Raw genomic sequence first — 13,108 nt, 5'->3', positions numbered from 1 at the left:
TGGCTGGCGCACCGTTCGGGGAAACCAAGTAGACGCAGGTGGAAGGCCGTTGGCCGGGGCGGCCGTCCTGGGCCGGTCGGCTGGTCCGGCTCCGGAGAGTGACGGCCGGGGGAGGGGGTCAGTCGTCGAGGAGGGCGCGCAGGTCGTCGAAGGCCCGGCGGAGGTGGACGTTCAGGCGGGAGGCGGGGGTGTCGATCCAGGACCGGACCGCCTGGTGGAAGGCGGCCCACCCGGCCACGGCGGCCAGGGCGGCGGACCGGTCGGCCACACCGCGCTGCCGCAGCGCCTCGGCCAGGGCGTCGCCGAGCGCCGCGGCCTTGGCCAGGTCGCGTTCGCGCAGCGCCGGGGTCGCCGCGATGACCCGCAGGCGCGGCTCGGCGAAGGGGCGGTTGCGCTCCAGGACCGGTTCGGCCGTCCGGAAGGCGCGCAGCAGCACGTCGAGCGGGGGCAGGCCGTCGGGGGCCTCGGTCACCGCCCGGACCAGTACGGCGCGCAGGTCCGCCTCGCCGTCGAAGAGCACCTCGCGCTTGTCCGGGAAGTGCCGGAAGAAGGTGCGCTCGTTGACGCCCGCCCGGGCGGCGATCTCGGCCGTCGTCGTCCGGTCGAACCCGTGTTCCTGGTACAGCTCCAAAGCCGCCTGCTGAAGGCGGCGGCGAGCTTCTGCTCCGCTCCGTGGCACGCCCCGAGGGTAGCGCACGCGCCAGTGACTGGCGCTTCTTGACGCCAGTCACTGACGCTACCTAGGCTCGGCGACGGCGCCGCGTAGCGCCAGTCACTGACGTAAAAAAATAGGGAGCGCTCAGATGCACGTCTTCGTTACCGGCGGTTCCGGCCAGACCGGGCCCGCGGTCGTCGCCGAACTCGTCGCGGCCGGCCACACCGTCACCGCCCTGGCCCGCTCGGACGCGGCCGCCGCCCGGCTGGAGTCGCTCGGCGCCGCGCCGCACCGCGGCTCGCTGGACGACCTCGACCGCCTGCGCAGCGGTGCCGAGGCCGCCGACGCCGTCCTGCACATGGCCTTCGGCGGCGACTTCTCCGACCCCGACGACATGAGGCGGCGCGACTGCGCCGCGATCCGGGCGCTGGGCGGGCCGCTGGAAGGGACGGGGAAGCCGTTCGTCAGCACCTCGGGCACCCTGGTTCTGCCCGTGGGCCGGGAGGCCACCGAGCAGGACGAGCCCGACCCGGCCGGGATCGCCGCGTTCCGGATCGCGGGCGAGCGGGCCTGCCTCGACTTCGCCGCCCGGGGCGTGCGGGCGAGCGTGGTCCGCCTCGCCCCGACCGTCCACGGCCCCGCGGACCACGGGTTCATCCCGATGCTCGTCGCCACCGCCCGGAGCACCGGCGTCTCGGCCTACGTCGGGGACGGCGGCAACCGGTGGCCCGCGGTGCACCGGCTCGACGCGGCGGTGCTCTTCCGGCTGGCCCTGGAACAGGCGCCCGCGGGCAGCGTGCTGCACGGAGCCGCCGAGAACGGCGTCACCTTCCGGAGCATCGCCGAGACCGTCGCCCGGGGCCTCGACCTGCCCACCGCCTCGCTCACCCCCGCCGAAGCCGCCACCCACTTCGTCAGCCCGTTCATGGCCACCGCCTACGCCTTCGACGGCCCCGTCTCCAGCGCCCGCACCCGGGAACTGCTCGGCTGGTCGCCCACCGGCCCGACCCTGCTGGAGGACCTGGAGCACGGCGACTACCTGACCGCACCGGCCGCCTGAGCGCACCGACTGCCTGACTGCTGACCGCCGGTCGGCCGCGGCGGGATCAGGCGCGCAGGACGCCGTCGGGCGACTCGGCGGCCCGGCGGGCGAGCTCGTCGAAGCCCAGGTTCGCGAGGAACAGGTTGCCGTGGACGGTGTCGACGGCCGCCGGGACGAGGCGGAACTCCCGGACGGGCGGGTCCGCGCGCAGCCGGTCGATCAGGTCCTGGTAGTACGCCGGATCGAGTTCCTCGGGGTCGTCCTCGTCCTCCTCGGAGGTGTCGAGCGCGAGCAGGGCCAGGTCGGGGGAGCGCATGGTGCGGCGGTCGGCGAGGAAGACCACGGAGAGGTCCTCCTGCCCCGCCGCCGAGGCGAGCACGGCCAGCGGCCCGGCGTCCGCCCAGCCGGGGTCGTCCACCAGGTGCAGCGGGGTGGTGGGGAGGCGGCGCAGTTCCGTGAGGAGCCGCCGCCAGGCGGCCGGGTCGGTGCGGTCGGTCCGGACGACCAGTGCGGCGCTCGGGTCGACGACGGGCAGTCGAAGGTGGGTCATGCAGCTCTCCTCGGGGCGGTGTCCCGCGTCGGAGAGCAGTGCGCAGCACTTGTGGATCAGCCCCCGGTCGGGGACGCGGGGGCGTACCTTCCCGAATGATCCGTCAGCTCTCCGAGTGGACCAGCGTTGCAGCGCGGATCGGGAACGTACACCGTGCTCAGCGTAGTCACCGACAGTGGCTCCGCACGATCCGGCTCCCTGATCGACGAAATCGCCCGCGAGAGTACCTGCCGGATGCCCGCCGCCGCGCTGGAAGCGGCTCTCCTCCACGAAGCTTCCCCCGTGGTGCCGCAGATCCCTGAAGGTCTCCGAGGTCCTGCCGCTGTTCCACCTCTACGGCCTGTCCTCCAGGGACCTCGTGCCCGCACTGAAGCGGTCCCCCGGCGGCCCGGCCAGCCTGTCGTCGGCCACGATCACCCGACTGACGAAGCAGTGGGCCGACGACCACGCTGCCTTCCAGGATCGCGACCTGTCCGACTGGGAACCCGTCTACGCCAGGGCGGACGGCGTGCACCCGAAGGTTGCTACTCGGCCAGGCGCACTCGTGCACCCTGGTCCTGCTCGGTGTCCGGTTGGACGGCACGAAGGAACTGATCGCCCTGGCGAGGGACTGCGCGAGTCGACCGAGCCGTGGGCCGACCTCCTGCGTGACTGGAAGCCGGCGTGTGGTCCCGGCTGCACCAGACTCCTCTGACGAAGCTACGGGGCGCGAATGCCCTGGACTTCTCCCGGTCGGCGGTTGACGGCTCCCACATCCGGGCGTCAAAGGGGCCCCAGGGCAGGACGAAGTCCTGTCGATCGGGGCAGAACCGGCAGCAAGCACCACCTGATCACCGACGCCACCTGTTCGAAGCCGTCCCGCCGGTACGCGGCAAGCGAGGTCGTCCCAGGCGCCGTCCGGGCATCGTGCTCGGCGACCGCGGTGACGACCACGACAAGTACCGTCACCTCGTCCGGGCCCTCGGCGTGAAGCCGGCGATCGCCCGACGCGGCACCCAACGTCGGGTCGTGGAGCGCGCCATCGTCCATCTGCTGGCGGCGGCCTGTCTCCCTACCCTGACAGCATCGGCACCCAGTAGTTCATCACCTGGTGCAGCCGTTGCCGGTGGTCGGCGATCCAGTCGTCCGGCGGAACGAGCGGGACGCGCACGGTGACCATGGACCCCGACTCGTCCTCCACGACCACCTCTGGGCAGTCACGCTCGCCGGTGAGCTGGATGAAGATCGACGGCCCTCTGCTCATCTCCATCCAGGAGACATCTTCGCCAGCGTCGAGCATGTCCAGCGCGTTCGCCCAGCTTTCCAGCTTCGAGACGTACAACGTGAGGTCGATGCGGCCGGCGACGAAGGGCGTCTTGACGACGATCTCAGCGTCGAGGCCAGCACTCCAGCTGGCGCTCGGTCCCAGAACGTTGACGGTGACGCTGTTCCCCTCGTCGTCAGCTAGGGAGAGGAGTTCCCGCGGAGCACTGTCGCCCATGGCTGCCCTCTCATCGGCGAGTACTGAGACACCCTCGTCCGGTCGGGGGATTCCATCACCTCATTTTGTTGGCAGTTCTCACCCGCGGCCAGGTCTCCTTCCGCCCCACCTCGACAGCACCCTTGGCGCGCTCGATCGCGCGACGCGTCGGCTGCTGCCACGGCCACTCGAGGCGTTTGAGCGACTGCCACGTGCCCTCGAACGTGCACGAGAGGTGGAACGGCCGGCCGATCTGCGTCTTGATCCGCGCGAGCGTCCACCGCTGGTCCGTCCACCCGTGGGCGAGCGGCCAGCCCCGACAGCACCCTTTCAGGTTCAGTAGGACCGGGGGCCGGTTTCGGCGGACGGGCTGGAGTGATGCGATGCCGGGGGCCTGACCTGGGCATCAGCCAGGTTGGCGGGCGGCACGATCCGGAACGACGTCCGTCGGCTGCAACGGCTCCCTGCCCGGGTGCTCAGCAATGGCAGGTGACGGCCAGCACCACAGTGTCGTCCGACAGGGCATCCAGGTAAGCATTGACGTACTGCCAGTAGCTCGCGTGGTCGTCACGCCAGTCGTCGGCGTCGGCCCAGGTGCCGTCAAGCCGCAGCAGTGCGGAGGCAGGGACAGCGGACGCGCGGGCCTTGGCGATGTTCTCCTCACGGTCCTCGGTGAACCGGAACCAATCCCACCTCGGGGCATCGCCGTTGCCGGCCCGCCAAGCGTCGTGGTCCTCGGCGGCGAGCCGACCGAGGGTGTCGCGCAGGGTCTCGAGGTCGAGCAGGCCGAGCGGACCGCCGTCGCAACGGGCGGTGAGTCCGGCCAGAGGGCCCCGGGAGGCGAACTCCTCCGGGTACTCAGCGATCCACAGACGGGAGTCGTCGGCAGCCTCCGGACGGTACGGGAAGTAGGGGCCTTCGTGCCGATACGCGCCGTAGTAGTCCCACCGACCGTTCGGGTTCCACTCCCGCAGCCAGTACCCACGGCCCTCCCAGCCGACGCGCAGCGCCTTGCTGTGCGAATTCTCGTACCCGTGTGCCGAGTTGTACGCCTCCGCGACCTGCGGCCAGGTCAGCTCGACGCCCTGCGGCAGCACCCCGCCCGCACGGAGCTCCTCGACCCAGGCGATGCCGTTCGGGTCCGCCCGCTCGTATGTGGACTCCTGCGCGGAGTACGGCTCCATCGCCTCGGCGATCGCGGCGTCGTACCGCTCCGGCGGGGTGGGCGGCAGAACCACGAGCAGGTCGAACTTCGACATTTCCATTTCCCCTCGGGCGGGCCCGGACATCTGTTCACCGTCAGTGGGTGCAGCCTCCCAGCTCCCGGACCCGACCCGCACCCGGTTATGGAGGCGGCGACGGCTCACCACTATCCGACGACTCCTCAACGACACACCGGTCGGGCCGTGAAGCGCTGTCCCGAGCACATCCAGTACTGCCCGGATCCGGCCGACGAGCATGTCCTCGACAACAGCCTCATGGTGCTGGGCGCGGTGGATCGCAGCACCGGCCGCACCGATCTCACCAGCCCAGCAGGTCCGGCAATGCATCGATGTACGGTGCGTAGTCGGGCTCTTCCTCGGCGATGCGGCCAAGTACGCGCCTGAACTCCTGGCGCTCCGCTTCGTTCATGGAGTTCAGGTCCGCTGCGATGTTCTCGAGCCCTTGGGAGGCGATATCGCGATCGATCTCATCGGCCGATGAATGATCGAGCAGCATGATGGCTGAGAGCACTGCCCTTGCAAGGTGATCTTCGATCATTGACGTGCCAGCCTTCTGACGACCCAGCCGTGGCGCGGTCCATCTTGTCAGCCTCCGGATCCATGGGCCTGAACGGCTCCCGCGGCTCTTCTGGTAGCCGGCACTGGACAGAGCCCTCCAATGCACGGGCCCAGCATCGGTCAACGGCCGCGACTGGTTGGCGGGGCTGCTGGCCCGGCAGGGCCGGATCGACGAGCTGTGCGTCTATGCGGCCGGCGAGCACCACGGGTCCGCCACGCAGTGCCTGGCCGAGGAGTTGGAGGCGCGCGGTGACGTGGACGGCGCGGCGGCGCCCTACCGGCACCCGGGCAATCCGGAGCACCGGCGGGGACCACGCGGTGCTGCCGGCGCGGCTGCTGGTCCGCCACGGGCGGGGCGGTGCGGCGGTTGAGGGGGTGCAGGCGTACGGGGAGGGCTGGGTCGCCGCCGATTTGCCCGCCGCTTCCGGCCGTGTCGAAGGGGTCCTCGCGCGCCTCGGGCCGCCTCCGGCCGGCGACAGGCACGCGCCGAGTGCCTCGTCGAACCCGGCCGCACCGGGCAAGCCGTGGCCGTCCTCCGGTCGGGCAGGCCGCAGTGGGTGTGGGGCGACGTCGGGGCCGGCCGCTCCCGGGGCGTGTTCAGCGCCCCGGGTGGCCCGTACACTCGCGCCCTGGTCGACTCCGTCCCCCCGCTCCGGTCGGAAGCCCGCCCGGCAGTCCGCCCGGCGGTCCGTCCCGCCGCCCGAACGAAAGGCCGTGACCCCGTGACCCCCGCCCTCGACCTCGCCTTCGAGATCCGCGCCCACCTCGCCCCCGCCCGGCACGTCGGCCACGGCGACGGCGAGAGCCTGGCGTTCACCCCGATCACCGGTGGCACCGTCACCGGCCCCCGCCTCACCGGCACCGTGCTGCCCGGAGGCGGCGACTGGGGCAGCACCCGCGGCGCCGTCTGCCAGCTCGACGCCCGCTACCTGCTGCAGGCCGAGGACGGCGCCGTCATCGACGTCGTCAACCGCGGCTACTACCGGCTCGGCGCCGACTGCCCCGCCCAGTACGAGGAGGACGGCCTGCAGGTCAGCGAGGCGGGCGTCTACTTCCGCACCGCCCCCGTCTTCCGCACCGACGCCCCCGCCCACCGCTGGCTGGCCGAGACGGTCTTCGTCGGCCTGGCCCGTCCCGAGGACGAGGGGCGCACCGTGGTGATCCGGATGTACGCGCTGCGCTGACGCCGCCGCGGCCCGGGAAGGAAGCCCGGGGAAGGAGCCCGGAAAAGAATTCGCACGACCGTGCTGAAATATCGGGTATGCTCGGCGACATGACGGACACTCAGGACGTGGACATCCGGGCGCTCGACGGGCGCGCACTGCAGGCCGCGCGCTCCTACGTCGACCGGGTCGAGGCCGCCGCCCTCGACCGGCCGACCCCCTGCGGGGCGTGGACGCTCGGGCAGCTGCTCGCGCACATGACCGGCCAGAACCACGGTTTCGCGGCCGCCGCCCGCGGTGGCGGCCGCGCACTCGCCGAGTGGGCGGACCGCCCCGTCGGGGCGGACCCGGCGGGGGTGTTCGCCGCCTCGGCGGCCGAGGTCGCCGCGGCCTTCGCCGAGGAGGGCGTGCTGGAACGGGCGTTCTGGCTGCCCGAGGTGCGCGACGGCGGCCCGTTCCCGGCCCGGCAGGCGATCGCCTTCCACTTCCTGGACTACCTCGTCCACGGCTGGGACGTCGCCGTCTCGATCGGCCTGCGCCCCGCCTTCGACGCCGACCTGGTGGCCGCCGTCCTCCCGATCGCCGCCCTCGTCCCCGCCGGGCCCGCCCGTGAGGTCCCCGGCGCGGCTTTCGGCCCCGTCCTGGAGGACGCGGCCGGTAGGGGTGGGGCCGGTGAGGACGCGACCGGTGAAGGCGCGGTCGACCCGTTCGACCGGGTGCTCAGGCTGCTCGGTCGCGACCCGAACTGGGCTCCGCCCCGAGCCGGTTGACCGGACGACCCCTCCTTGCCGCACCCGCCGGTCCCGCGCGCCGCCCTCACCGGCCCGCGCGCCGCCCACGCCGCCGGGGTACCGGGCCCGCGACGGGGAAGTCGATCAAGGTCTGGCAAAGAGGGCTGACGGCGGGGGAGGCGCGGCGCTACGGTGGCGGCCGTGATCGAAGACGGCGACCGGCCCGCCCCCGCGGTGTACCACTCCTCCCGGCGGAAGCTCTGGCTGCTCCTGGCCGGCTCCGTGGCCTTCGTGGCGGCGGGCGCGGCGTTCCTGGTCGCGCACAGCACGGTGAAGATGACCGTCGCCGGGGCGGTGGCCGTACCGTTCTTCGGTGCCTGTGCGGTCGTCCTGGGCCGTCGCCTCGGCAGCGGGCGGCCCGAACTGGTCATCGACGCGGGCGGCCTGGAGCACGTCAGTCTCGGCCGCTTCGAGTGGACCGAGATCGCCGCCGTCCGGCTGCGCGTGCAGCAGGTGCGCACCACCTCGCAGCGCTTCGTCGAACTCGTCCTGCACGACCCCGACGCCTACCTGGCCCGCGCCCCGCGCCTGGTCCGCGCCACCGCGGGCATGAACCTCGGGCTCGGCTTCGGCCCCGCGAACATCCCGGTCAACACCCTCCCGGTCACGCCCGAGGTGCTCCTCGCCACGATGAAGCAGCACCGCCCGGAACTCGTCGTCGCCCCCTGACGCCGCCCGGTCGGGCGTCACGGCAGCCAGTGCGCCGCGGTGGCCCGGCGGAGGTGGAGCAGGACGTCGAAGGCGGCGGCCAGTGAGGCGACGGCCAGGTGTTCGGCGGCGTCGCGTTCCGGGGTGTAGACGCCGCTGACGACGCGGACCTTCGCCGGGCCGTCCCACCGGCGGCGGACGTCCTCCTCGCGCAGGTCCAGCCAGCGGGCGGCCGGAGCCCCCTCGCCGAGCCGGGCGTCGACCAGGTCCGCGGTCGGGGCCGGGACGGTGACCACCCCGAGGTCGCCGTGGTGGAAGCCGATCGCCGCCGAGACGTACCCCGCGCCGTAGCGCTCGCGCAGCACGCTGCCCACGGTGGCCTGCGCGCCGCGTTCGGACGCCAGGCCCAGCACCGCCCCGGCCGCCACGGTGTGCCCGATGCCGTCCCAGTAGACGACGCGCAGGCCGGTCCGCCGCCGGAAGTCCGCGACCACCCCGGCCCACAGCTCCGCCTCGCCCGCGTAGCTGCCGCGCCCGGCGACGCTGCGCTCGTGGAACTGCACGATCAGCCGCATCCGCTCGGCCGCGCCGCCGGGCCGGTCCGCGCCGGGCAGCGGCTCGACCAGCGCGAGCGCGTCCCGGGCGTGCTCGGCGAACGGCCGCCCCGGGTGGACGCCCCGCGCACGCTGCACGTGCTCCGCCATCTCGTGGGCGGTGCGGACGGGCTCCAGGTGGGCCGCCACCGGGGCCGACAGCTCCGGGGCCGCCACGCGCACGAACGCCAGCACGGCGTCGTAGTCGGCGGGCCCCGCCTCGGCCGGACGCACGCCGAAGATCCGCACCGGATCGTCCGGGTGCTCCCGGTTGAACGCCCGCACCCACTCCAGCGCCGCCGCCATCTCGGCGGTGCGCCACGGCTTCCAGGCGCCGGCCAGCGCGGACGCGGCCGAACCCGGGCCGCCGTTCGCGTACGCGTCGAGGGCGGCGGCGGCCACCGCGTGGTCCTGGACGGCCAGCGCGCGGAAGCCGTGCTCCCGCACCAGCCGGCGGAACAGCTGGTCCCGGACGGCGAAGGTCTCCCGGGAGAAGCGGGTGGACTCCCCGAGGCCCACCACCTCCGCCCCGGCGGCCAGCCGGGCGGCGATCTCGTCGAGCACGGCGTCCGGGAGCGGGAGGTCGTCGGCGGGGTGACGGGGGATCAGGTCGTCGCCCGGGCCGGTGGGTCGGGCGGTGGCTGCGGTGGCTGCGCTGGTGTTCGGCATGCCGCCCAGTCTCCTTCTTCAAGTCGACTTGAAGTCAAGCCCGCGTCGTCACCTCCGCCCGCACCCCCGCCGCCTTCGCCTCGGCGTGCGCCGCCCGGGCCGCCAGTACCTCGGGGACGCGCGACTCGGCCCAGCGGGCCAGCGCCCAGACCTGCCGGGCGGCCTCCTCCCCGAGCGGGGTCAGCGTGTAGTCGACCCGCGGCGGGATGACGGCGTGCGCCTCGCGGTGCACCAGGCCGTCCTGCTCCAGGGTCTGCAGGGTCTGGGCGAGCATCTTCTCGCTCACCCCGCCCACCGCGCGGCGCAGTTCGCTGAACCGGTGGGTGCCGTCCAGCAGCACGGCCAGCACCAGCACCGCCCAGCGGCTGGTGACGTGTTCGAGGATGCCGCGGGAGGCGCAGCCCGCCGAGTTGACGTTCGGCTGCAGGCCGCCGGTCAGTTCCTTCACCCTGGGGTTCATGGAAGTAGCTTACTCGAAAGTGGGTACTTCCGAATGGTTAGTGACTTTCCTACGGTGGGTGCGACAGCCGTCGCACCGACCCAGGAGTTGCATCCCCATGAGCATCGTCGTCACCGGCGCCACCGGACAGCTCGGCCGCCTCGTCGTCGAGGAACTGCTGGCCCGCGTCCCGGCCGGCGAGGTCGTCGCCGCCGTCCGCGACGAGCAGAAGGCCGCCGACCTGGCCGCCCGCGGCGTCGAACTGCGCCTCGCCGACTACGACCGGCCCGAGACGCTGGCCGCGGCGATCCGGCCCGGCGACACCGTGCTGCTGGTCTCCGGCAGCGAGGTCGGCCGCCGGGTCGCCCAGCACGCCGCCGTGGTCGCGGCCGCGAAGGCCGCCGGGGCCGCCCGCCTGGTCTACACCGGGGTGCTCGGTGGCCCGGACGCCGACTTCCGGCTCGCCGAGGAGCACCGGGCCACCGAGCAGCTGGTCCTCGACTCCGGCCTGCCGTACACCTTCCTGCGCAACGGCTGGTACACCGAGAACTACACCGCCCTGATCCCGGTCCAGTTGCAGCACGGCGTGGTCGGCAGCACCGCGGGCGGCCGGATCGGCTCGGCCACCCGCGCCGACTACGCCGCCGCGGCCGCCGTCGTGCTGACCGGCGAGGGCCACGAGAACCGCGCCTACGAGCTCAGCGGCGACCGGGCCTGGACGCTGGAGGAGTACGCCGCCGAACTCTCCCGGCAGAGCGGCCGGGAGGTCGCCCACCACGAGCTGCCCGCCGAGGCCAACCTCGGCGTGCTCACCGGCGCGGGCCTGCCGCCGCAGCTCGCCGAGATCCTGGTGGACGTCGACGTCTCCGGCATCGCCCGCGGCCTGCTGGCGGGCGGCAGCGGCGAACTGTCCCGGCTGATCGGCCGCCCGACCACGCCGCTGGCCGACACCATCGCGCAGGCACTCGCCGCGAGCACGGACACGAGCGCGACCACGGGCACGACCGCGAGCTGAGCCCGGCGCCGGGTGACGGGTTCCGGGCGCCCGGGCTACTCGGCGGCCCGGGCCCCCGCCGCGTCCCGGACGCCCTCGTCGGCGGCCCCCGCCGCGTCCAGGCCCGCGAGCAGGCGCAGCCCGTCCGCGGAGGGGCTGCCGGGGGCCGCGGTGAGCACCAGCAGCTCGGTGCCCGACCCGTCCGGCAGCGCGAAGTTCTCCTGGTGCAGTTCGAGCAGCCCCACCAGCGGGTGGCGGTACGCCTTGCACCCGTGCGTGCGGGCGCGCACGTCCGCGCGGGCCCACAGGCGGCGGAAGCGCTCGCTGCCCACCGCCAACTCGCCGATCAGCGAGGTCAGTCGGGGGTCGTCGGGGTACTTCCCGGCGGCCAGCCGCAGGTGGCCGACCACGTCGAGGGTGCAGGTCTCCCAGCCCGCGTAGAGGCCGTGCTCGCCCTCCTCCAGGAAGAGGTGCCGGGCGACGTTCAGGCCCACGACGTCCGGACGGCCGTAGAGCAGCCCGGCGAGGCGGTTGCCGGCCAGCACGTCCAGCCGGTGGCCCATGACCAGCGCGGGGGCGTCGACGACCAGGTCCAGCACCCGCAGCAGCTCCGGCCGGACACGCCCGCTCGGGGCCTTCGTCCGGCGCCGGGGCTGCCGGGCCAGCCGGTGCAGGTGCTCCCGCTCGGTCCGGTCCAGGCCCAGCACCCGGGCCAGCGCGTCCAGCACCTGCTCGGAGGGCTGGGTGGCGCGCCCCTGCTCCAGGCGCACGTAGTAGTCGACGCTCACCCCCGACAGGTGCGCGACCTCCTCGCGCCGCAGCCCCACCACCCGGCGGCGCCCGTCGACCGGGATCCCGGCCGCCGCCGGGTCGACCCGGGCGCGCCGGGTCCGCAGGAAGCCCGCGAGATCGTCCATGCGCCCCAGTATCGCCCGGCGGCGCGCCGCGGACGGTGGTCCTGCGAGTACCAGGAAGTCCGGTCCTACGGAACCGCGGCCCCTGAACGGCCGGCCCCGCGGCGGCCAGGATCGGGAGTGCCGCAGACGGCCCGACCGGAGGAGAGAGACCCCGATGAAGACCCTGATCGTCCACGCCCACCCCGAGCCGAAGTCGCTCAACGGCTCGCTCACCGACCACGCGGTCGCGGTGCTGCGGGCCGCCGGGCACCAGGTGCGGGTCAGCGACCTGTACGCGATGGGCTGGAAGGCCACCGTCGACGCCGCGGACTACGGCCCGCACGCCTCCAGCCCGCTGAAGGTCGCCCGCGACTCCGGCCGCGCCTTCGCCGCCGGGGAGCTCACCGCGGACGTCCGCGCCGAGCAGGAGAAGCTGCTGTGGGCCGACACCGTCATCCTGCAGTTCCCGCTGTGGTGGTACACCATGCCCGCGATCCTCAAGGGCTGGGTCGACCGGGTCTTCACCTACAACTTCGCGTACGGCGTCGGCGAGCACAGCGACACCAAGTACGGCGAGCGCTTCGGCGAGGGCACCCTCGCGGGGCGGCGCGCCCTGCTGTCGGTCACCGTCGGCGGCCCCGCCTCGCACTACGCGGAGCGCGGCATCAACGGGCCCGTCGACGACCTGCTGTTCCCCATCCAGCACGGCATCCTCTACTACCCGGGCCTGGAGGTGCTGCCGCCCTTCGTGGTCCACGGCACCGACCGGATCACCCCCGAGGAGTACCCGGCCGTCGCCGCGGCCTGGGAGCAGCGCCTGCTCACCCTGGAGACCACCGAGCCGATCCCGTACCGCCCCCAGAACTCCGGCGACTACGAGATCCCCTCGCTGCACCTCAAGGCCGGCCTCGAACCGGCCGGACGCACCGGCTTCGCCCTGCACACCCGCCCCTGACCGGCCGGATAGCATCGAGGGATGACCGAGTTCCGCATCGTGCAGGCCACCGGACTGACCGCCGAGGAGGCGTGGCGACGCGTCACCGACTGGCCCCGGCACGGCGCGGGCGTCCCGTTCACCACCGTCCGCTCCGACGGGCGGACGGTGGTGGCCCGCACCGGCGCGGGCCGCCTCGGCTTCGACGACACGATGGACCTGACCCGCTGGGAACCCCCGCAAGGCGGCCGCACCGGCACCTGCCACCTCGTCAAACGCGGCCCCGTGGTCACCGGGTGGGCCCGGATCGAGGTCCGCCCCCACCGCGGCGGCGCACTCGTCCGCTGGAGCGAGGACCTGCGGGTCGCCGCCCTGCCCGCCCTCCTCGACCGCCCCACCGCCTGGTGCGGCCGCCTCCTCTTCCGCCGCGCCCTGCGCGCCCTGCTGCGCTGAGCCGTCGGCCCGACCGCCCGTCACCTTCCTCCGGACAGGGG

At 73.7% G+C, this 13,108-nt stretch carries 15 protein-coding genes and 3 pseudogenes; 9 read left to right on the top strand and 9 right to left on the bottom strand.

Going from position 1 to position 13,108, the window contains the following annotated elements; translation table 11 throughout:
- Positions 1-118: 118 nt before the first annotated feature.
- Positions 119-631, bottom strand: a complete 513-nt coding sequence (locus tag QSK52_RS19220) for a TetR family transcriptional regulator (RefSeq protein WP_285737319.1) — start codon at positions 629-631, stop codon at positions 119-121.
- Between the two features lie 172 nt (positions 632-803).
- Here QSK52_RS19220 and QSK52_RS19215 point away from each other — a divergent pair, with 172 nt between their 5' ends.
- Positions 804-1,715: an SDR family oxidoreductase gene (locus QSK52_RS19215; RefSeq protein WP_285737318.1), complete on the top strand. Its 912-nt coding sequence runs from the start codon at positions 804-806 to the stop codon at positions 1,713-1,715.
- Between the two features lie 46 nt (positions 1,716-1,761).
- Here QSK52_RS19215 and QSK52_RS19210 read toward each other — a convergent pair whose 3' ends face one another.
- The gene (locus tag QSK52_RS19210) at positions 1,762-2,247 is read right to left on the bottom strand and encodes a DUF6924 domain-containing protein (RefSeq protein WP_285737317.1); all 486 of its coding nucleotides are present in this window, start codon (positions 2,245-2,247) and stop codon (positions 1,762-1,764) included.
- 256 nt (positions 2,248-2,503) lie between these two features.
- Between QSK52_RS19210 and QSK52_RS39685 the strand changes: the two are divergent.
- Together QSK52_RS39685 and QSK52_RS19200 are read left to right on the top strand one after the other, a co-directional pair.
- Positions 2,504-2,899 (top strand): annotated as a pseudogene (locus tag QSK52_RS39685) (transposase); the annotation flags it as partial.
- Between the two features lie 2 nt (positions 2,900-2,901).
- A pseudogene (locus QSK52_RS19200) lies at positions 2,902-3,303 on the top strand (IS5/IS1182 family transposase); the annotation flags it as partial.
- Here the strand turns inward: QSK52_RS19200 and QSK52_RS19195 are convergent.
- The 4 genes and pseudogenes from QSK52_RS19195 to QSK52_RS19180 form a co-directional block, all read right to left on the bottom strand.
- Positions 3,299-3,727, bottom strand: coding sequence for a DUF5959 family protein (locus QSK52_RS19195; protein WP_285737316.1), 429 nt, complete (start codon positions 3,725-3,727; stop codon positions 3,299-3,301). The pseudogene QSK52_RS19200 and the gene QSK52_RS19195 sit on opposite strands and share 5 nt — an antisense overlap.
- 97 nt (positions 3,728-3,824) lie before the next feature.
- Positions 3,825-4,016 (bottom strand): annotated as a pseudogene (locus QSK52_RS19190) (helix-turn-helix domain-containing protein); the annotation flags it as partial.
- A gap of 166 nt (positions 4,017-4,182) precedes the next feature.
- Positions 4,183-4,965 (bottom strand): hypothetical protein, encoded by a 783-nt coding sequence (locus QSK52_RS19185; protein WP_285737315.1) that lies wholly within the window; start codon positions 4,963-4,965, stop codon positions 4,183-4,185.
- 262 nt (positions 4,966-5,227) lie between these two features.
- Positions 5,228-5,467 (bottom strand): hypothetical protein, encoded by a 240-nt coding sequence (locus QSK52_RS19180; protein WP_285737314.1) that lies wholly within the window; start codon positions 5,465-5,467, stop codon positions 5,228-5,230.
- 742 nt (positions 5,468-6,209) lie between these two features.
- On the opposite strand from QSK52_RS19180, the gene QSK52_RS19175 reads away from it, so the two are divergent.
- From QSK52_RS19175 to QSK52_RS19165, 3 genes are all read left to right on the top strand, one after another.
- Entirely contained in the window at positions 6,210-6,671 is a 462-nt protein-coding gene (locus QSK52_RS19175) for a DUF3237 domain-containing protein (protein WP_285737313.1), read from the top strand.
- Positions 6,672-6,760: 89 nt separating this feature from the next.
- Positions 6,761-7,420, top strand: a complete 660-nt coding sequence (locus QSK52_RS19170; RefSeq protein ID WP_285737312.1) for a TIGR03086 family metal-binding protein — start codon at positions 6,761-6,763, stop codon at positions 7,418-7,420.
- A 162-nt stretch (positions 7,421-7,582) separates the two neighbouring features.
- Positions 7,583-8,110 (top strand): STM3941 family protein, encoded by a 528-nt coding sequence (locus QSK52_RS19165; protein ID WP_285737311.1) that lies wholly within the window; start codon positions 7,583-7,585, stop codon positions 8,108-8,110.
- A gap of 17 nt (positions 8,111-8,127) precedes the next feature.
- Here the strand turns inward: QSK52_RS19165 and QSK52_RS19160 are convergent, their stop codons facing one another.
- Complete coding sequence (locus tag QSK52_RS19160; RefSeq protein WP_285737310.1) at positions 8,128-9,351, bottom strand: erythromycin esterase family protein; 1,224 nt, start codon at positions 9,349-9,351, stop codon at positions 8,128-8,130.
- A gap of 34 nt (positions 9,352-9,385) precedes the next feature.
- A complete protein-coding gene (locus tag QSK52_RS19155) occupies positions 9,386-9,811 on the bottom strand; it encodes a winged helix-turn-helix transcriptional regulator (RefSeq protein ID WP_285737309.1) in 426 nt (141 codons plus the stop codon).
- Between the two features lie 97 nt (positions 9,812-9,908).
- Here QSK52_RS19155 and QSK52_RS19150 point away from each other — a divergent pair, with 97 nt between their 5' ends.
- Positions 9,909-10,805, top strand: coding sequence for an NAD(P)H-binding protein (locus QSK52_RS19150; RefSeq protein ID WP_285737308.1), 897 nt, complete (start codon positions 9,909-9,911; stop codon positions 10,803-10,805).
- Between the two features lie 35 nt (positions 10,806-10,840).
- On the opposite strand, the gene QSK52_RS19145 is transcribed toward QSK52_RS19150, so the two are convergent.
- Positions 10,841-11,701, bottom strand: coding sequence for a helix-turn-helix transcriptional regulator (locus tag QSK52_RS19145; protein ID WP_285737307.1), 861 nt, complete (start codon positions 11,699-11,701; stop codon positions 10,841-10,843).
- Positions 11,702-11,855: 154 nt separating this feature from the next.
- Between QSK52_RS19145 and QSK52_RS19140 the strand changes: the two genes are divergently transcribed.
- The gene (locus tag QSK52_RS19140) at positions 11,856-12,635 is read left to right on the top strand and encodes an NAD(P)H-dependent oxidoreductase (protein WP_285737306.1); all 780 of its coding nucleotides are present in this window, start codon (positions 11,856-11,858) and stop codon (positions 12,633-12,635) included.
- Positions 12,636-12,656: 21 nt separating this feature from the next.
- Positions 12,657-13,067: an SRPBCC family protein gene (locus tag QSK52_RS19135; RefSeq protein WP_285737305.1), complete on the top strand. Its 411-nt coding sequence runs from the start codon at positions 12,657-12,659 to the stop codon at positions 13,065-13,067.
- Positions 13,068-13,108: the final 41 nt, after the last annotated feature.

The organism is Kitasatospora phosalacinea, assembly GCF_030268885.1.
Lineage (GTDB): Bacteria > Actinomycetota > Actinomycetes > Streptomycetales > Streptomycetaceae > Kitasatospora > Kitasatospora phosalacinea_C.
Note: the sequence above shows the minus strand (reverse complement) of the source record. Positions and strands in the feature narration are given on the sequence as shown.

Coding starts and splice junctions, on each gene's coding strand:
- QSK52_RS19215 (WP_285737318.1), top strand. CDS start 804: ATGCACGTCTTCGTTACCGGCGGTTCCGGCCAGACCGGGCCCGCGGTC.
- QSK52_RS19210 (WP_285737317.1), bottom strand. CDS start 2,247: ATGACCCACCTTCGACTGCCCGTCGTCGACCCGAGCGCCGCACTGGTC.
- QSK52_RS19195 (WP_285737316.1), bottom strand. CDS start 3,727: ATGGGCGACAGTGCTCCGCGGGAACTCCTCTCCCTAGCTGACGACGAG.
- QSK52_RS19185 (WP_285737315.1), bottom strand. CDS start 4,965: ATGTCGAAGTTCGACCTGCTCGTGGTTCTGCCGCCCACCCCGCCGGAG.
- QSK52_RS19180 (WP_285737314.1), bottom strand. CDS start 5,467: ATGATCGAAGATCACCTTGCAAGGGCAGTGCTCTCAGCCATCATGCTG.
- QSK52_RS19170 (WP_285737312.1), top strand. CDS start 6,761: ATGACGGACACTCAGGACGTGGACATCCGGGCGCTCGACGGGCGCGCA.
- QSK52_RS19160 (WP_285737310.1), bottom strand. CDS start 9,351: ATGCCGAACACCAGCGCAGCCACCGCAGCCACCGCCCGACCCACCGGC.
- QSK52_RS19155 (WP_285737309.1), bottom strand. CDS start 9,811: ATGAACCCCAGGGTGAAGGAACTGACCGGCGGCCTGCAGCCGAACGTC.
- QSK52_RS19150 (WP_285737308.1), top strand. CDS start 9,909: ATGAGCATCGTCGTCACCGGCGCCACCGGACAGCTCGGCCGCCTCGTC.
- QSK52_RS19145 (WP_285737307.1), bottom strand. CDS start 11,701: ATGGACGATCTCGCGGGCTTCCTGCGGACCCGGCGCGCCCGGGTCGAC.
- QSK52_RS19140 (WP_285737306.1), top strand. CDS start 11,856: ATGAAGACCCTGATCGTCCACGCCCACCCCGAGCCGAAGTCGCTCAAC.
- QSK52_RS19135 (WP_285737305.1), top strand. CDS start 12,657: ATGACCGAGTTCCGCATCGTGCAGGCCACCGGACTGACCGCCGAGGAG.